Annotated in this window: 19 protein-coding genes; 10 read left to right on the plus strand and 9 right to left on the minus strand. The window is 67.5% G+C overall.

Annotated elements, in window-relative coordinates; translation table 11 throughout:
- The first annotated feature begins 167 nt into the window (after nt 1–167).
- The 7 genes from ACJEIK_RS00095 to ACJEIK_RS00125 all read left to right on the plus strand — a co-directional run bounded on the left by ACJEIK_RS00095 (nt 168) and on the right by ACJEIK_RS00125 (nt 5,879).
- Nucleotides 168–1,634 (plus strand): terminase large subunit domain-containing protein, encoded by a 1,467-nt coding sequence (locus ACJEIK_RS00095; RefSeq protein WP_409430827.1) that lies wholly within the window; start codon nt 168–170, stop codon nt 1,632–1,634.
- Nucleotides 1,631–2,959 carry a phage portal protein gene (locus ACJEIK_RS00100; protein ID WP_409430828.1) on the plus strand — a complete coding sequence of 443 codons (1,329 nt, stop codon included), beginning with the start codon at nt 1,631–1,633 and terminating at the stop codon, nt 2,957–2,959. The genes ACJEIK_RS00095 and ACJEIK_RS00100 overlap by 4 nt, the downstream gene beginning before the upstream one ends.
- A gap of 169 nt (nt 2,960–3,128) precedes the next feature.
- Nucleotides 3,129–3,569 carry a hypothetical protein gene (locus ACJEIK_RS00105; protein WP_409430829.1) on the plus strand — a complete coding sequence of 147 codons (441 nt, stop codon included), beginning with the start codon at nt 3,129–3,131 and terminating at the stop codon, nt 3,567–3,569.
- A gap of 96 nt (nt 3,570–3,665) precedes the next feature.
- Entirely contained in the window at nt 3,666–4,526 is an 861-nt protein-coding gene (locus ACJEIK_RS00110) for a phage major capsid protein (protein ID WP_409430830.1), read from the plus strand.
- Nucleotides 4,527–4,529: 3 nt separating this feature from the next.
- Nucleotides 4,530–4,841 carry a hypothetical protein gene (locus tag ACJEIK_RS00115; RefSeq protein WP_409430831.1) on the plus strand — a complete coding sequence of 104 codons (312 nt, stop codon included), beginning with the start codon at nt 4,530–4,532 and terminating at the stop codon, nt 4,839–4,841.
- Complete coding sequence (locus ACJEIK_RS00120; RefSeq protein WP_409430832.1) at nt 4,838–5,197, plus strand: hypothetical protein; 360 nt, start codon at nt 4,838–4,840, stop codon at nt 5,195–5,197. The genes ACJEIK_RS00115 and ACJEIK_RS00120 overlap by 4 nt, the downstream gene beginning before the upstream one ends.
- A 316-nt stretch (nt 5,198–5,513) precedes the next feature.
- A complete protein-coding gene (locus tag ACJEIK_RS00125; protein WP_135355972.1) occupies nt 5,514–5,879 on the plus strand; it encodes a hypothetical protein in 366 nt (121 codons plus the stop codon).
- A 13-nt stretch (nt 5,880–5,892) separates the two neighbouring features.
- On the opposite strand, the gene cwsA is transcribed toward ACJEIK_RS00125, so the two are convergent.
- Entirely contained in the window at nt 5,893–6,261 is a 369-nt protein-coding gene (gene cwsA / locus ACJEIK_RS00130) for a cell wall synthesis protein CwsA (protein ID WP_064859216.1), read from the minus strand.
- A gap of 129 nt (nt 6,262–6,390) precedes the next feature.
- On the opposite strand from cwsA, the gene ACJEIK_RS00135 reads away from it, so the two are divergent.
- Nucleotides 6,391–6,918: a peptidylprolyl isomerase gene (locus ACJEIK_RS00135; protein ID WP_061005901.1), complete on the plus strand. Its 528-nt coding sequence runs from the start codon at nt 6,391–6,393 to the stop codon at nt 6,916–6,918.
- Nucleotides 6,919–7,029: 111 nt separating this feature from the next.
- Here the strand turns inward: ACJEIK_RS00135 and ACJEIK_RS00140 are convergent, their stop codons facing one another.
- Together ACJEIK_RS00140 and crgA are read right to left on the minus strand one after the other, a co-directional pair.
- Entirely contained in the window at nt 7,030–7,449 is a 420-nt protein-coding gene (locus ACJEIK_RS00140) for a PH domain-containing protein (protein WP_135355971.1), read from the minus strand.
- Between the two features lie 148 nt (nt 7,450–7,597).
- Complete coding sequence (gene crgA / locus ACJEIK_RS00145; protein ID WP_020099906.1) at nt 7,598–7,882, minus strand: cell division protein CrgA; 285 nt, start codon at nt 7,880–7,882, stop codon at nt 7,598–7,600.
- Between the two features lie 188 nt (nt 7,883–8,070).
- Between crgA and ACJEIK_RS00150 the strand changes: the two genes are divergently transcribed.
- Together ACJEIK_RS00150 and ACJEIK_RS00155 are read left to right on the plus strand one after the other, a co-directional pair.
- Nucleotides 8,071–8,784, plus strand: coding sequence for a DUF881 domain-containing protein (locus ACJEIK_RS00150; protein WP_061005905.1), 714 nt, complete (start codon nt 8,071–8,073; stop codon nt 8,782–8,784).
- Nucleotides 8,785–8,821: 37 nt separating this feature from the next.
- On the plus strand, nt 8,822–9,490 hold the full coding sequence (locus ACJEIK_RS00155; RefSeq protein ID WP_061005907.1) for an aminodeoxychorismate/anthranilate synthase component II: 669 nt from the start codon (nt 8,822–8,824) through the stop codon (nt 9,488–9,490).
- Nucleotides 9,491–9,511: 21 nt separating this feature from the next.
- On the opposite strand, the gene pknB is transcribed toward ACJEIK_RS00155, so the two are convergent.
- The 6 genes from pknB to ACJEIK_RS00185 are packed head-to-tail and all read right to left on the minus strand — an operon-like array spanning nt 9,512 to nt 17,632.
- Entirely contained in the window at nt 9,512–11,395 is a 1,884-nt protein-coding gene (gene pknB / locus ACJEIK_RS00160) for a Stk1 family PASTA domain-containing Ser/Thr kinase (protein ID WP_061005909.1), read from the minus strand.
- Nucleotides 11,392–12,621, minus strand: a complete 1,230-nt coding sequence (locus ACJEIK_RS00165) for a protein kinase domain-containing protein (RefSeq protein WP_061005914.1) — start codon at nt 12,619–12,621, stop codon at nt 11,392–11,394. Before ACJEIK_RS00165 ends, pknB begins: the two co-directional genes overlap by 4 nt.
- Nucleotides 12,618–14,096, minus strand: coding sequence for a D,D-transpeptidase PbpA (pbpA, locus tag ACJEIK_RS00170; RefSeq protein WP_064859213.1), 1,479 nt, complete (start codon nt 14,094–14,096; stop codon nt 12,618–12,620). Before pbpA ends, ACJEIK_RS00165 begins: the two co-directional genes overlap by 4 nt.
- Nucleotides 14,093–15,598, minus strand: coding sequence for an FtsW/RodA/SpoVE family cell cycle protein (locus ACJEIK_RS00175; RefSeq protein WP_131808758.1), 1,506 nt, complete (start codon nt 15,596–15,598; stop codon nt 14,093–14,095). Before ACJEIK_RS00175 ends, pbpA begins: the two co-directional genes overlap by 4 nt.
- Nucleotides 15,599–15,626: 28 nt before the next feature.
- On the minus strand, nt 15,627–17,168 hold the full coding sequence (locus ACJEIK_RS00180; protein WP_409430833.1) for a PP2C family protein-serine/threonine phosphatase: 1,542 nt from the start codon (nt 17,166–17,168) through the stop codon (nt 15,627–15,629).
- Complete coding sequence (locus tag ACJEIK_RS00185) at nt 17,165–17,632, minus strand: FHA domain-containing protein (RefSeq protein ID WP_064859211.1); 468 nt, start codon at nt 17,630–17,632, stop codon at nt 17,165–17,167. The genes ACJEIK_RS00180 and ACJEIK_RS00185 overlap by 4 nt, the downstream gene beginning before the upstream one ends.
- Nucleotides 17,633–17,646 lie beyond the last annotated feature (14 nt).

Raw genomic sequence — 17,646 nt, forward strand, 5'->3', positions numbered from 1 at the left:
TGTCGACGTGGTGTGCGGACCATGCAACACCGACCGAGGCCAAGCGCGACCCAATCCCCAAGGGCCGCAACAATATTCGCGAACCGAGGGTGGGGAGAAGCCCCGAGCAAACGCCCTGGTCGGACGGCCCAGCCTTGTTCCCAGTTACACACCGGAGGTGATGACCGATGCGCGCGGGGCCTAAAGCTGCGCCGAAGGGTGACCCACTGCCGCTGTGGGAGCTGCCAGAGGGTGGTTCGGGGCGGGTGGCGGCGTTCATCGAGACGTATTGCCGGGTGGTCAAGGGCGGGACCGGCAATCCGGCGGGCGAGTTGATCCGGCTGCGGCAGTGGCAGCGGGACTTCCTGGCTGATGTCTATGACCCGGATCCGCGTCCCCGTCAGGGTTTGTTGTCGGTGGCTCGGAAGAACGGTAAGAGCCTGCTGGGAGCGTCGATTGCCCTGTATCACCTGTACGCGGACGGGGAGGAGTCCGCCGAGGTGCTGCTGGCGTCGTCGGACCAGCGGACTGCCGAGGTGATCTTCAAGGTGGCCCGCCGGATGGTGGAGCTGGACGACCGTCTGGCCGGTGTCACGCAGATATTCCAGGACCGGATTTATGTGCCCGAAACGGATTCGGTGCTGGAGCCGTTGCCGGCGAACGCGAAGAATTTGCAGGGCCGCAACCCGTCGTGCTCGCTGATCGATGAGGTGCACGTCAGTGACGCCGACACGTGGGATGCGTTGGCTCTGGCCGGCGGCACCCGCGCTCGGCCGTTGACGCTGGGCCTGTCGACGGAGTGCGGTGATGATCCCGACAATCTGATGGCCCGCCTGGTCGAGCATGGTCGGTTTGGTGGCGATCGGTCGTTCGCGTTCCGCGAGTACACCGCGCCGATCGGCTGCGCGCTGACGGACCGGGATGCGTGGGCGGCGGCCAATCCGATGTTGGGCGACACTCTGGACCCGGACCACTTGGCCACCGTGCTGGGTACGACACGCGAGGCGGCGTTTCGGCGGTACCACTTGAATCAGCGGGTGTCGGCGGCCGGATCGTGGCTGCCGCCCGGTGTCTGGGATGGCCTGTCCACCGGCCGGCCGGTCCCGGCGGGTGCCGAGGTGGTCATCAGTTGCGACGGCTCGTACAACTCGGACGGCACGGGCCTGGTCGTCGCCACCGTCAGCAAGCAACCGCATATCGACGTGTTGAACTACTGGGAGCCGCCCGAGCGGGCCGAGGACTGGTCGGTGCCGCTGCACGACGTGATGGCCGAGATTCGCGCGGCGTGCCGCAAGTACCGGGTGACCGAGGTGGTGTTCGATCCGTTCCGCTACGCGCTGGTGATGCAGAGCCTTGAGGCTGAGCGGATTCCGGTGGTGGCGTTCCCGTGGAGCCCTGCACGGATCACCCCGGCGACCACTGAGCTGTTCCGGGCTGCGGTCAGTGGCGAGCTGAGCCATTCCGGTGACCCGCGGTTGGCGCGCCACGTCGCCAACGCGGTGCTACGCGAGGACGCCAAGGGTGTGCGTCTGGACAAGGCCAAGCGTGGTTCTAAAGCCCGCATCGACCTGGCAGCGGCGATGCTGCAGGCACATTCGCGTGCCACCTGGTGCGCGACCAAATCCCGTAAACGAGCTAGGAGTTTCGCATCATGACACTGTTGATTGATCTACTGCAGCGGCTCAACGAGCCGTTGGCCCGGTACGCAGACCTCGACCGGTATTACGAGGGCCGGCAACCGTTGGCGTTCCTATCCCCGGAAGCACGGACGGCGCTGGGCAACAGGTTCGGCATCATGTCCTCGAACATCCCCCGCCTGGCGGTCACGGCGCTGGCCGAGCGGCTGCGGATCACCGGATTCACGGGAGACGCGACGGTATGGGCGGATTGGCTGCGCAATGACCTCGACCAGCAGGCCGGGGTGGCACACCGCGAAGCACTGCTGCTCGGCGATTCGTACGTGATCGTGTGGGCCGACAGTCAAGGTCGGCCGCAGGTGACGGTGGAGTCTGCGAAACAGGTTGCCACGCTGAATGATCCGGGCACCCGTAAGCCGTACGCCGGGGTGAAGCGGTGGGAGGACAAGGCGCGCAAGACAACCGAGCTGATGATGTATCTGCCGGATGTCATCGTGCACAAGCGGGCCGACCAGCTCGGTGCCGTCGCGAGCGGGTTCAAGACGGTCGAGGAGTTCCCGAATCCGCTCGGCGTGGTCCCGGTGGTGAACCTGCGGAATACCGACCGCATCGTGAACTTCAACTACTCGTCGTTGTTCGACTACGGGCTCAGTGAGGTCGAGGACCTGAAGCCACTTGTGGACGCCCTTAACAAGTCGTTGGCGGACATGATGGTCACCTCGGAATACGTTGGGCGCCCGCGTCGTTGGGCTACCGGCATCGAACTGACAGAGGCACCCGAGCTGGACAACGAGGGCAACCCGGTCCTCGATGACGACGACCAGCCGGTGATGACCGAGGTCAACCCGATCCCCGAGGGTCACCGCGCGATGATCTCGGAGAACAACGAGGCCAAGTTCGGGCAGCTCGCCGCCGCGGACCTCACCGGGTACGAGGCATCGGTGCGGGTCATCCTCGGCCAGATCATGGCGGTGTCAACGCTTCCCGCGCACTACGTCGGTGTGTTCACCGATAACCCGGCTTCGGCGGATGCGCTGCGAGCCTCTGAGTCGTCGCTGACAGCAAGGGCCGAGGCACGGCAACAGACGTTCGGTCGAGCATGGGAGCAGGTGGCCCGCTTGATGATTGCGGTACGGGATGGCTTCGACCCCAACGGTATTGACGGCATCCGAGTGCAGTGGGCCGACGCGGCAACACGTTCGGTTGCACAGGAGGCCGACGCGGTCGTGAAGCTGTTCCAAGCGGGTCTGTTGCCGCAGGCGTACGCGCTGGGCAAGCTCGGCTACTCGGACGATGAGATTGCCAAGGTGGCCGCAGTCACCCCAGTCCCAGGGGTGGCGTAATGCGCTTAGCTGCACGCAATCTCGAACCAACTGTCGTCGTAGCACCAGGGACTGAGCGTCCGATCCGGCTGCGCACAGGCGCCATTACGTACATGCTCACCGACGATGAAGCAATTGACCTGGCCACCAAGTTGGCCGACGCAGTAGACGAAAACAGAAGGAGCACAACATGAGTGAGAACATTCCCGGCGCCGAGGAAGTTTCGGACGTGACCACCGCCGAGGGTGACATTCCAGATGTAACCCCTGAGGGGTCCGATTTGGAATCGGAACCTACCGAGGATGCGGAGACCTTCCCGCGTGAATACGTCGAGAAACTGCGCCAGGAGAACGGCAAGTACCGGCAGCGTGCGAGTGAGGCAGACTCCCTCGCAAACCGGTTGCACACCGAACTCGTCCGGGCCACAGGCAGATTGGCCGATCCGACTGACCTGCCGTTCGATGCCGACCATGTTGCCGACGCCGGCAAGATGTCCGCCGCGATCGACGCCTTACTCGAAGCGAAACCGCACCTGGCGTCCCGCCGGCCCACCGGTGATATCGGCCAGGGCAACCGGGGCCAGGGCGGCGGATCGTTCTCCCTGCTGCAGATGCTCAAAGATCGAACCTGAGCGAGGTACACTCAACTCACCGGGCCTGGCGCCCGATTCGCGGCTGACGTCCTGGCGACGTGTCGAACCAATCCGACACGTCTCTAGGAGTCAACCGTGGCCATCGAAGTCACAAGCGGCAATTCAACTCTCATCCAGTCGCAGGTATCCAGCCTGCTCGTCCAGCCCCTCGAACAGGCATCCACGTTCCTCGCGGCCGGCCCCGTCATTCTCGACAGCTCCAGCCCGGTCCGTGTCCCGCGCATCGTCAACGGCGTCACCGCCGGGTTCGTCGCGGAAGGCGCCCAGATCACCGACGGCGACGTCGCGTTCGACGAAGTCACCCTGCTACCAAGCACTTTGAAGTCGTTAAAGACACTCGTGAAAATGTCGAACGAACTCATCCGCACATCGGTGGTCGGCCTCGAAGCGGTGCTGCGCACCCGACTTGTCACCGACGTCGCCAATGGCCTCGACGCGGCACTGTGGGACGGCGCCGGCACCTCGAACACCATCAAGGGCATCTTTAAGCAGACCGGCATCGCCACCGGTGTGCTCAACCTGTCCGACCCCGACAGCCTCATCGACGGACTGGCCACCGCGCAGGGCAACAAGGTCAGCCCGACCCACTGGGTCATGACGTCCAGCTCGTGGGCGACGCTGCGCAAGAACAAGATCGCCGCCACCGGTAGCAAGCAGTACCTGTTCGACCCCAACGGCGGCATTGCCGGCGGGACCGAGCTGCGGCTGTTCGGTCTGCCGGTGATCGTCACCGACAACATCCCGGCGGTGTCCACCAAGAACCGCGTCGGCCTGGTCGACTTCTCCAAGGTGGTCGTCGCCCGCGACGTGGACGCCGAAGTGAAGATCCTCGACCAGACATGGGGCGACTACGACAGCATCGGCATCCGCGTCGTCTCCCGCTGGGACACCGCGCTGCTGCAGGCCAAGGCCGTCACGCTGCTGACCGAGGCGTAACCAGTGCCGGTCACTGGCCAAGACGTGGCCGACTTCCTCGGCCAGGGCACCGACGTCTCCCTCGTCGCCCTGGCCGGGGAGGTCGTGCCCGTAATCACTGCAATGGTGAAGGCCTACACCCGCGCACGAGGATTCACCACCAACGAGCCCAACGAGGAGCTGTCCGCGGTCATCACCTCCGCCTCGGCCCGCATGGTGGCCAACCCCGAGCAGATTCCGAGCAAGGTGGGCTCAGTCGAGTTCGGAGGCGGCTTCCAGGGCTTCACGTTGGCCGAGACGTTTGTGCTCAACCGCTACCGAAGGACCGCGTTGTGATCCTGCATGACGAGGTGACCGTGCAGTTCCAGGTGGCGTTCGACCCGCGGCGGTTCACCGATTACGGCGAGGAACTATTCGACACCGTCGACCAGACGGTCCGCGCCGAGGTGTTCCCATTGGGCACCGAGGTAGTCGTGCGCGACGCCATCGTGTCCAGCCGCTACCGCATGGTCCTCGCGCCGTCCGTCGACATTCCGCCGGCGGTCGGCGACAGCCTGCGCCTGGGATGGGGACCGTTCGTCATCGACCCCGCGCGCAGCGAGACCGGCCTACGCGTCGACGGCACCGTCGAACGGCACACGGTCCGCGGTCGGCTTCATCACTACGAGCTGATCACCAAGACCGTCGAGTAGGTGCGCCTGCGCCGGGGACCGCCTGTGGGCGCAACGTGGGCGCATTCTGGACACAGTTACAGATAACTACCGTGAACCACCGTCATGTATTTATGCACTTCGAGCTGCCCGTAACCCGTTGTACTGCAGCCTGTTTCGCCTTTGCAAGGCAGATGTCAGGAGTTCGAATCTCCTAGGCTCCACAAGAACTCACAGCAGTGCAGAAGCGGTTCCGATGTCCATCGGGGCCGCTTTTCTCGTTGGCGGCCACGCGGCCGTGGGAGAGTGGCGTCAGCGTTCCAAAGGCGCTCCAACGGCGCGGTCCTACGCTGCCCCCATGACGACAGAGATCAGCTACGCGAAGTGGATGTTGCCACTGTCGGTGCCGTTCGGTCTCGGACCGAAGCACAGCGAGGTACAGGTGCGCGACGGTGCGCTGCACGTGGCCATGGGGTGGGGTTTCGCCGCCGAGATCCCGCTGGCGTCGATCACGGAGGCCCGCCGCTGGGAGGGCCGCATCACCTCGTGGGGCGTGCACGGCTTCCGCGGCCGCTGGCTCGTCAACGGGTCGTCGGACGGCGGCGTGGCGCTGACAATCGATCCGCCGGTGAAGGCCAAGGTGTGTGGGGTGCCGGTGACGCTGCGTCAGCTGGGGGTCAGTGTGACCGATCCCGATGCGCTGATTGCGGCGGTGAATCGTTGAGCGGCGCCCGCAATCAGGGCTGCGGCGTCACATCCACGCTCGGGGGCAGCGGGGACGGCTCCGGCTGCATCGAGCGCCGCACGATCGAGAACGTGATGCCACCGAGCGCCAGGACCGCGACGGTCGCGCCGGCGATCAACAAGGGCCGGCGACGCTTGGCGCCCGACTCCACCACCAAAGCCAGATCGCCCGCGGAGTCCTCGCTACGGTGGCACCGACGTCCGACCCAACGAGCGGTCCCCAGCGTCGAGCCGACGCCCAGACCGAGGAGCCCGCGCAGCATCAGCAGCGGCCCGACGATGGTGTACTTCAGCCCGCGACCCAGGCGGGCACCGGAGCTGGGGCGGCTGACCTCGGGGACGTTCTCGGTGACAGTGCTCATCAACCAACCTCTCTGCCGGACGATTTGTGGAGAGAACCGAAGCGGTGGCCCGGTCCTGTGCTCGGACATCCACGTTATTCGGTGGGGGCGACTTCGGGGTCTTAAATGTGAGTGGCAGACTGACTTTCCGTGACGAGCCCCATTCAGACTGCGACCGCGACGCTGCACACCAACCGCGGCGACATCAAGATTGCTTTGTTCGGTAACCACGCGCCCAAGACCGTCGCCAACTTCGTTGGACTGGCGCAGGGCACCAAGGATTACTCCACCGAGAACGCCTCGGGCGGCACCTCCGGCCCGTTCTATGACGGCGTCATCTTCCACCGTGTCATCGACGGCTTCATGATCCAGGGCGGCGACCCGACCGGTACCGGCCGCGGCGGCCCGGGCTACCAGTTCGCCGACGAGTTCCACCCGGAGCTGCAGTTCGACAAGCCGTACCTGCTGGCCATGGCGAACGCCGGACCGGGCACCAACGGTTCGCAGTTCTTCATCACCGTCGGACCGACCCCGCACCTGAACCGTCGCCACACCATCTTCGGTGAGGTCGTCGACGAGGCGTCGCAGAAGGTGGTGGACGCCATCGCCACCACCTCCGTCGACCGCGGTGACCGCCCGACCGAGCCGGTCGTCGTCGACTCGATCACCATTTCCTGATTTCAGCCTGACGCACGGCGCGGCAGTCCCCTACCGGGGCTGTCGCGCCGTTTGCGTTGAGCCTGCGATGCTGGCGGAAAAGTGCGAGTGCGGTGCGCCCAGGGCGCAGGATCAACGCTGTGGAATGAGGCCGGCGTCGGTCAGGGCATCGAGGACGTTGATGGGGTCGGTGCCGACGTCCCACCGGGTGAAGACCAGGAGCCGGTCGTCGGCGGTGTCGAGCTCCAGCAGCCGCACCTTGCGGGTCAGCCGGCGGAACTCGGTGATACGCACACTCTTGAGGTCGGCCTGTGTATAAGTCTGGGTGCTGAACCATCCGCGCACGACGAGCCCCGCCGGCGTGATCGCGAGCTTCGGCCGCGCGCGCCAGGACATCACGGCGAACACCAGCAGACCGACGGCAGCGATGCCGCCGAGAACGCGTCCGGGCAGGTCAGTGAAGGAAGTCAGGGCCACCGCGGCGAGTACGACGCCGAATGCTCCACAAGCCGCGATGCCGGCTGTCGGCGGGCTCCATTGAGTTTGTTCCACGAGATGTCCACACCCTTGGGGGCAAGTTATCCACAGGCACTATCCCCAATGGGGATGAATCACATCGATGTGATTGGGTGTCCGTCAGGTTGCAAGTTGGGTTACGTCACGAGACCTGGATGTAACGAACTGGGTCGGTTGACGCAGCTCAGCGCCACCGCATGGTCAGCAGCAGACCGGTGATCATGAACGCGAAGGCGATTGCGTAGTTCCACTGGGCGAGATCGGCCATCCACTGCAGCAGGTGCGGAGTACCGGCCGGGTTCAGCGCGGCGAGCTGGAACACCGCCAGCCAGATCAGACCGATCAGCATGAGCGAGCAGAAGAACACCACGAACCACACGCTCGACGGCCCGGCCTTGACCTTCACCGGCGTCCGACTCACCGGGTTGATGGTGAAGTCGTTCTTCTTGCGAACCTTGGACTTGGGCATTGGTACCTTCGCGGACAGTCGGTGCCGCACTCCCGCGCCGGTGGAGAAAAACCGGCAATTCGGTGCGACGATGGAGCGGTATGCACTCAGAGCCTAACGCAGAAGACGTGTCGCCTCGCAGGCCCTGGTTGACGGCCGGGACCTCGGAACCTGACCAACCGGCCCGCCACTCGGCCTGGCGATTCGGCGTGCCGGTGGTCTGTGTGCTCGCCGGCCTCCTGCTCGCCACCACCCACAGTGTCTCCGGGGGCAGCGAGATCCGGCGCAGCGACGCGCCCCGCCTCGTGGACATGGTCAAGGAGGCCCAGCGCACCGTCGCCACCCGGGCCGCCGAGCGCGACAACCTCCAGCATCAGCTCGAGAATCACCACGGCGGTACCCCCGGCGCCGATGCCGCGCTCGGCGCCATCACCAGCCGGGCCAACGAACTCGGCCTGGAGCTGGGCCTCGACCCCATGCGGGGACCGGGCCTGGTGATCACCCTCAACGACGCGCAGCGCAACGCGCAGGGCCAGTACCCGCGCGACGCCACCCCTGACGACCTCGTCGTGCATCAGCAGGACGTCCAGGCGGTGCTCAACGCGCTGTGGCTGGGCGGTGCCGAGGCCGTCCAGATGCAGGACCAGCGGATCCTGGCCACCTCGGCCCCGCGCTGCGTCGGGAACACCCTGTTGCTCAACGGCCGCACCTACAGTCCGCCGTACGTCATCACCGTGATCGGCAACGTCGAAGGTATGCGGGCCGCACTCGCCGCCGCGCCGCTGGTGACGCTCTACAAGCAGTACGTGGTGCGGTTCGGGCTCGGTTACACCGAGGAGCCGCGGGCATCGGTGGACGTCGTCGGCCATCGGATGCCGCTGAAGCTCCGGTACGCCAAACCGGCTGGACCGGTCACATATTGAGTGCTCGGCTCGGCGGGTGACCCAGTAGCCTGGCGGCATGCAGGTTCTCGTCCTCGACAACTACGACAGCTTCGTGTTCAACCTGGTCCAGTACCTGGGTCAGCTCGGGGTGCACGCGCAGGTCTGGCGTAGCGACGACGAGCGCGTCTCCACTCCCGACGGCGTCGCCGCCGTGGCCGAGGAGTTCGACGGCATCCTGGTGAGCCCCGGCCCGGGCACCCCGGAGCGGGCCGGTGCGTCCATTCCGTTGGTCCGCGCGTGCGCCGAGAACGGCACTCCCCTACTCGGGGTGTGCCTCGGACACCAGGCGATCGGCGTCGCTTTCGGTGGCACGGTCGACCGCGCGCCGGAGCTGCTGCACGGCAAGACCAGTCAGGTCCATCACGCAAACAGTGGTGTGCTGCAAGGACTTCCGGACCCGTTCACGGCGACCCGCTATCACTCGCTGACCATCCTGCCCGAGACGCTGCCGGCTGAGCTGGAGGCCATCGGCCAGACCGACAGCGGCGTCATCATGGCCGTCCGGCACCGCGAACTGCCGATCCACGGTGTGCAGTTCCACCCGGAGAGCATTCTGACCCAGGGCGGCCACCGGATGCTGGCCAACTGGCTCGCCTTCTGCGGCCAGGCTCCCGACGAGGGACTGGTCAGCCGGCTCGAGCAGGAAGTCGCCGACGCGGTTTCCGCTGCCACCCGCACCGCGTAGTTCGGCGCGGGTCGCGCGAATTTACGAGGCGAAGCTCAGCGTGATCGACGCGTTGAAGTTGACCCCGCTGCCGGCCGCCGGCACCTGGCTCACGACCGCGTTGCTGCGCTGACCGCTGTTCTGCACGTCGGCGCCCTTGATCAGCACGCCGGTCCAGCCCAGCGCGCGCAGATTCGGTTCGGCGTCGGTCCAGAACTGGCCGCTCAGGTTCGGCATGACGAACTGGTTGCCCTGCGACACCTTGAGCGTGATCGGCGCGTCCTTGGCCGTCGGCGTGCCGGCCGGCGGGTCGGTGCCGATGATCTCGCCGGCCGGTTTCGGGCTGTCGACCGGGGCCGTCAGGATCGTCGTGAAGCCGACGGTGTTCAGATTCTTGGTCGCGATGTCGACGGTCTGCCCGTTGACATCGGGGATCGGGACCAGGCCCGGGCCGGAGCCGACGATGATCGTGATGACGTTGGTGATCGCGGAGGTCTGGTGCGCCGGCGGGTTGGTCGCGATGACCCGGTCCTTCTGCTCCGGCAGCGACTGCGACACCGTCTGCTGGATGTTCCGGAAGCCGGCGGACTGCAGCTTGGCCATCGCGTCGGCGGGTGACAGCTTCGACACGTCCGGGACCTCGCGCTGCTCCGGTCCGGTGGAGATGTTGATGGTGATCTCGTCACCGGCGGCGACGGAGGTGTTGGCCGCCGGCTCGGTGCCGATGACGTGGTCCGGCGCCACCGTCGAGTCGGGCCGCTGTTGCGTGCGGGTCTTGAAGCCGCGGTTCTGCAGGTTGGCGACGGCGTCGGCCTGAGCCAGCCCACGGACGTCCGGAATCTGCTGGTCGTGCGGCTTGCCACCGATCAGGTTGATGGCCACCGTGACGACGACGGTCAGCACCGCCAGGATGGCCGCGGCGATGAGCCAGCGACCGATGGGCGTCGAGGCGCGTTCCGTCGACCGGTACGGCTGGGGGTTGACGCTGATCGGCTCCGGCATCATGCTGCGCGGCCCACCGAAGCCGCCGGTGCCCATCATCGCGGTGCGCTCGGCGTCGGTGAGCACCTTGGGCGCATCCGGCGCCTCGCCGGCGTGCACGCGGATCAGATCGTTCCGCATGTCCGCGGCGCTCTGGTAACGGTTGTCCGGGTTCTTCGCCAGCGCCTTGAGCACGACGGCGTCCAGGCCGGGGCTGATGCCGGCGTGCCGCTGCGACGGCGGCACGGGATCCTCGCGCACGTGCTGGTACGCCACGGCGACGGGCGAATCGCCGACGAAGGGCGGCTCACCGGTGATGAGTTCGTAGAGCACGCAGCCCAGCGAGTACACGTCCGAGCGGGCGTCGACGTTCTGCCCGCTGGCCTGCTCGGGCGACAGGTACTGCGCGGTGCCGATGACCGCGGCGGTCTGCGTCATCCGGTTGCTGCTGTCGGCGATGGCGCGGGCGATACCGAAGTCCATGACCTTGACCGCGTTGGACTTGCTGATCATGATGTTCGCCGGCTTGATGTCCCGGTGCACGATGCCGTGCTGGTGGCTGAAGTTCAGGGCCTGGCAGGCGTCGGCGATGATCTCGATGGCGCGCTGCTGCGGCAGCGGGCCCTCGGTGTGCACGATGTCGCGCAGCGTCACGCCGTCGACGTACTCCATGACGATGTACGGCAGCGGCCCGTTGGGCGTCTCTGCTTCGCCGGTGTCATAGACCGCGACAATCGCCGGGTGGTTCAGTGCCGCGGCGTTCTGCGCCTCCCGGCGGAAGCGCAGGTAGAAGCTGGGGTCCCGAGCGAGGTCGGCGCGCAGCACCTTGACCGCCACGTCGCGGTGCAGGCGCAGATCCCGTCCGAGGTGAACCTCGGACATGCCGCCGAAGCCGAGGATGTCCCCCAGTTCGTAGCGGTCGGAGAGGTGCTGGGGCGTGGTCATGAGATGGCCGGTCCTGACAGATCCGGGAGACGAATCGACTGGCCCGCCGGTGCGCCTGGAGTCTTGGTGGTCTCGGTGATGGTGTTGGTGACCGTCGACTGCTGCTGGTTCTTCTGGTCCTGGCGGTCCTGCGCGTTGAGCACGATCAGGATCGCGATGACGATCGCCAGCGCACCGAGGACACCCGCCGCCCACAGCAGCGCGCGCTGCCCGGGCGAGAACGTGCGCCGGGCCGGCGGGGCCGGCCGGTGGCTACCGGTGGCGGGCCGGGGCCGCGGCGTCGCGGGTGCCGGGCGGGCGGGCTCGATGGCAGCCCGTGCCTGTGTGCTCGACGGAATGGCCGCGGGAGCGGCCCGTCCGATGGTCGGGGCCTGGTTGGGCCGCGGGGGGCGGCGGCCGGCCCGGACCGCGGCGACGGCGTCGGCGAACGGACCGCCGCTGCGGTAGCGATGGATCGCGTCCTTGGCGAGGCTGATCTCGATCAGCTCGCGGACGTTCGGGGGCAGGTCGGCCGGCAGCGGTGGCGGCGCTTCCTTGATGTGCTTCATTGCGACGGTCAGCGCGCCGTCGCCGGTGAACGGTCGTCGCCCGGACACGGATTCGTAGCCGACGACACCGAGCGAGTAGACGTCGCTGGCCGCGGTGGCGTCGTGGCCAAGGGCCTGCTCGGGCGCGATGTACTGGGCGGTGCCCATGACCATGCCGGTCTGGGTGACAGGCGCCGCGTCGACGGCCTTGGCGATGCCGAAGTCGGTGAGCTTCACCTGGCCCGTCGGGGTGATCATGATGTTGCCGGGCTTGACGTCACGGTGCACCAGGCCGGCGCTGTGCGCGACCTGCAGGGCCCGGCCCGTCTGCTCCAGCATGTCCAGCGAGTGCCGCAGTGACAGCCGGCCGGTGCGCTTGATCACCGAGTTCAGCGGCTCGCCGTTGACGAGTTCCATCACCAGGTAGGCGGTGCGGCCGGAATCGTCGAGTTCGGTCTCGCCGTAGTCGTAGACGCTGGCGATGCCGGGGTGGTTCAGCATCGCGACCGTGCGCGCCTCGGCGCGGAACCGCTCGACGAATTCGGGGTCGGTCGAGTATTCGGCCTTGAGTACCTTGATGGCGACCTGTCGGCCGAGCCTGCTGTCGACGCCTTCCCAGACCTGACCCATGCCGCCTGTGGCGATGAGTCGCTGAAGTCGATAGCGGCCGGAAAGTGTGACTCCGACCCGCGCGCTCATGATCCCTCCCGTAGCGCCGCGGCGATGGTGGCCCGCCCGATGGGTGCGGCCAGCGCACCGCCGGTCGCGGACAAACGGTCTCCACCATTCTCCACTAGGACGGCGACGGCGACCTTCGGGGATTTCGCCGGGGCAAAAGCGATGTACCACGCATGTGGTGGGGTGTTACGTGGATCGGTGCCGTGTTCGGCCGTGCCCGTCTTGGATGCGATCTGCACGCCGGCTATGGCTCCCTTCTGCTGCGTCACCTGCTCGGCGCCGACCATCAGATCCGTAAGTGTAGCCGCGACCTGGGATGAGATGGCCCGCCGCTGTTGGTGCGGTGAGGTGGCCGCGATGTTGGAAAGGTCGGGTCCCTTGAGGTCGTCGACCAGGTAGGGGGCCATGCTGACGCCACCGTTGGCGACGGTCGCGGCGATCATCGCGTTCTGCAGCGGGGTCAGGGCGACGTCCTTCTGACCGATGCTGGAGATACCCAGGGCCGGGGCGTCGGAGATCGGCCCGACGGTCGATTCCGCGACCTGCAGCGGGATCGACGGCGGCGGGGTGTCCAGGCCGAACTGCTTGGCCATGGTCCGCATCGCATCGGCCCCGTTCCGCAGTCCGAGTTCGACGAAGGCGGTGTTGCAGGACTTGGCGAACGCCTCACGCAGGGACACCGTCGGGCTGCCGCCGCAGGCCGAGCCCCCGTAGTTCTCCAGCGTTGCGGTGCTGTCCGGCAACGTGATTCGTGCTGCCGATGTCAGCTGGGTGTCCGGCGTGGCGCCGGCCTGCAGCGCGGCTGCGGTCGTCAGCACCTTGAACGTCGACCCCGGCGGGTAGGTCTCGGAGATCGCCCGGTTCTGCAGCGGTGAGTCGGGGTTGTCGCGCAACTCCTGCCAGGCGGCGGACTGCCGGTCGCCTTCGTGCGAGGCCAGCAGATTGGGGTCGTACGACGGGGACGACACCATGGCCAGAATCTTGCCGGTCGACGGATCCAGCGCCACCACCGAGCCCTTGCACGGGTTGCCGCCGCAGCCCTGCTGCATGGCGTCCCACGCGGCCTGCTGCACCCGCGGCACGATGGTGGTGTCGACGTTGCCGCCGCGGGGGTCGCGGCCGGTGAAGAAGTCGGCGATCCGGTTGCCGAACAGCCGCTCGTCGGAGCCGTTGAGGATGCTGTCCTCGGCGCGCTCGAGTCCGGCGCTCGAGTACTGCAGCGAGTAGAAGCCGGTGACCGGCGCGTAGACCAGCGGGTTGGGGTAGATGCGCAGGTACCGGAACCGGCCGTTGGTCGGCATCGAGTACGCCAGCAGCTGGCCGCCTGCGGTGATCTGGCCGCGCTGGCGGGAGTATTCGTCGAGCAGCACGCGCTGGTTCCGCGGGTCGGCACGCAGGCCGTCGGCGGCGAACACCTGGGTGGTGGTGGCGTTGAGCAGCAGCAGCACGACCAGTGCCATCACCAGTCCGGAGACGCGACGAAGTGAGGTGTTCATTGCTTCTCGATCACCTCGGTGTTGGCCGCCGCGATCGGTGCTTGGTTGGGGCCGCGGGTCGACAGCGGCCGGCGCGCGACGTGCGAGACCCGCAGCAGCAGGGCCAGCAGCACGTAGTTGGACAACAGAGACGAGCCGCCGTACGACATCCACGGTGTCGTCAGGCCCGTCTGCGGGATCAGTTTGGTGACGCCGCCGACGACGATGAACAGCTGCAGCGCCAGCGCGGCCGACAGGCCCGCGGCGAGCAGCTTGCCGAAGCTGTCACGAACGGCGATGGCGGTGCGCAGCCCGCGGATGATGACGATCGTGTAGAGCATCAGCACCGCGGCCAGACCGACGAGCCCGAGCTCTTCGCCCACCGCCGCGATGATGAAGTCGGTCGAGGCGTCGGGCACGGTGCCGGGCTGCCCGTTGCCCAGTCCGGTGCCGAAGATGCCGCCGGTCGCGAAGCTGAACAGCGACTGGACCATCTGGTACCCGGCGCCGTCGGGGTCGGCGAACGGGTCCAGCCAGTTCTGCACCCGCACCCGCACGTGGTCGAAGAGTTGGTACGCCAGCAGGCTTCCCACGCAGAACAGGCTCAGCCCGATGATCACCCAACTGAGCTTCTCGGTGGCGACGTACAGCAGGACCAGGAACGTCGCGTAGAGCAGGAGGGAGGCGCCGAGGTCCTTCTCGAACACCATGACGCCGATCGAGCCGATCCAGGCCACCAGCAGCGGCGCCAGGTCGCGCGGCCGCGGCAGGTCCATCCCGAACATGTGCTTGCCGGCGCTGGTGAACAGGCTGCGCTTGGTGACCAGCACGCTCGCGAAGAAGATCAGCAGCAGGATCTTGGAGAACTCGGCGGGCTGAATCGAGAAGCCCGGCAACCGGATCCAGATCTTGGCGCCGTACTGCTCGGCCACCGAGTCCGGCAGCACGGCCGGAATCGCCAGCAGCACCAGGCCGGCGAGGCCGCAGATATAGCCGTAGCGGGCCAGCATCCGGTGGTCGTGCACGAACATCAGCACCGCGGTGAACACCAGGATGCCCAGCAGAGTCCACAGCATCTGCTGGTTGGCGTTGCCGCCCGGCAGGATCCCGGCGGGCCGGGTGTGCGCCGACAGGTCCAGCCGGTAGATCAGCACCAGGCCCAGACCATTCAGCAGCGCGACCACGGGAAGCAGCAGCGGGTCGGCATACGGCGCATACCGGCGCACCGCCAGGTGAGCGCCACCGAACAGCACGACAAAGCCGAGTGTGAACTGGATGAGGTCCAGCCGCAGGCCGCTCTCCTGATTGGCCTCGACGATGAGCAGTGCCACCGTGGTGATCACGGCGGCGAAACCCAGCAGCACCAACTCGGAATTACGCCGATTGGGTAGTGGCGGGGCGATCGCGACCGGAGACTGCGGCTGGGTGTCTTCCCGTCGCTGCGCTCGCCCGGACGTGTCTTCCCGTCGCTGCGCCGGCACCGGGGTGTCTTCGCGCCCCTTCTCTTGCCCCGGCGTCGTCATGCCGGGGCTCCCGCTCGCTCTCGGGCCGTCATGACGCGTTCCGGCAGTTGGTGCCCGGCTCCTGAGGTGGCGGAGGGAGTGCCGTGGCCGTCGGGGACGGAGCCGCGGGCGAGGTCGGGGCCGGTGCGGGGCTCGAAGGGTTGGGGGCGGGCGCCGGGCTGGGTGCCGGTGCCGGGGTCGGAACGGCTGTCGTCGGCGCCGGGGCCTCGGGACCGGGGGCCGGGCCGCGCGGCGGCTGCGGCACCACCGACAGCGACGGCGCCGGTGCAGGGTTCGGAGCGGGCGCCGGCGGGGTGACGGGCGGCGCGCACAGTGGCAGCAGCGAGGCGCGGCTGAGTTCCTTGAGCTGACGGATCGCGTCGTCGACGGTGCCGGTCGGCAAGCCGGCGGTGACCTGGGCGCGGCCGGACTCGCGCAGATCGGCCACCTTCATGGGCTGGCAGCCCGCCCGGGTGTCGTCGACGCCGATGATCGTCATGTCCGAGTGGCTGTCCAGACACGCCAGCAGGTAGGGCTCCTGCAGCGGCAGCCCGAGCAGCGAGCCCGGCACGCCGCGCATGATGTAGACCGAGCCGTTGTGGCCGGAGACGTAGTAGTTGCTGCGGATCAGGTAGCGCCCGATGGCCAGTCCGCTCACGAGCAGCAGGATCAGCAGGATCGCGCCGATGATCAGATTGCGCCGGGTGTGCTTCTTGCGCTGCGGTGGATCAAGTTGTGCCGCAGGCTTTTTCGCGGCCGCTGCCACACGCTTGGGGTTGAAGGCGGAGGCGCGTCCGGCCGCGGTGTTGGGCGGCAGGGCGTCGTCGTCCTGACCTGACACCGCGCCCGCCAGGATGGGCGCGGTCTGGCCGTACTCGTAGTCGACGACGTCGGCCACCACGACCGTCACGTTGTCGGGGCCGCCGCCGCGCAGCGCCAGCTCGATGAGCCGGTCGGCGCAGTCCACGACGTCCGGGATCTGCATGGCGGTCTGGATGGTCTCGTGGCTGACCGGATCGGACAGGCCGTCCGAGCACAGCAGGTAGCGGTCACCGGCGCGGACCTCGCGCATCGTCAGCGTCGGCTCGACCTCGTGACCGGTCAGCGCCTTCATGATGAGCGAGCGCTGCGGGTGACTGTGGGCCTCTTCGGCCGTGATGCGGCCGTCGTCGACCAGGGTCTGGACGAAGGTGTCGTCCTTGGTGATCTGGGTCAGCTCGCCGTCGCGCATCAGGTAGCCGCGGGAGTCGCCGATGTGCACCATGCCCAGCCGCGTCCCGGCGAACAGGATGGCGCTCAGCGTGGTGCCCATGCCCTCGAGCTCGGGGTCGGCCTCGACGTGCGCCGCGATGGCCGCGTTGCCGTCGTGGACGGCGTCGTTCAGCTTGGCCAGCAGATCGCCGCCGGGTTCGTCGTCGTCGAGGTGCGCCAGCGCGGCGATCACCAGCTGCGAGGCGACCTCGCCCGCGGCGTGGCCGCCCATGCCGTCCGCCAAGGCCAGGAGGCGGGCCCCGGCGTAGACGGAGTCCTCATTGTTGGCGCGGACCAGGCCGCGGTCGCTGCGCGCGGCATATCGGAGTACGAGTGTCACGGGCGCAGCTCAATTACCGTCTTGCCGATTCGAACCGGCGTTCCCATTGGAACCCTTACCGCCGTCGTCACTTTCGCCCTGTCCAGGTATGTACCGTTGGTCGATCCTAGGTCTTCGACGTACCACTCGGAGCCTCTCGGCGACAGCCGGGCGTGCCGTGTCGAGGCGTAGTCGTCGGTGAGCACCAGGGTGGAGTCGTCGGCCCGGCCGATCAGAACGGGCTGGCTGGTCAGGGTGATCCGGGTGCCAGCGAGGGCGCCTTCGGTCACCACCAACTGGCGCGCGTACCGGCGTCGGTCCCGGTTGGGCAGCAGGGTGCCACGGAACGCCAGGCCGCGCCGCACCATGACGGCTCCGGTGGGTGCGTAGATGTCGGTGCGCAGCACGCGCAGAACCGACCAGATGAAAAGCCAGAGCAACAGGAGGAAACCGACCCGCGTCAGCTGCAGAACTAACCCCTGCATCCGACGTCCTCTCC

The sequence above is a fragment of the Mycobacterium sp. SMC-16 genome (assembly GCF_046250085.1).
Taxonomy (GTDB): domain Bacteria; phylum Actinomycetota; class Actinomycetes; order Mycobacteriales; family Mycobacteriaceae; genus Mycobacterium; species Mycobacterium phocaicum.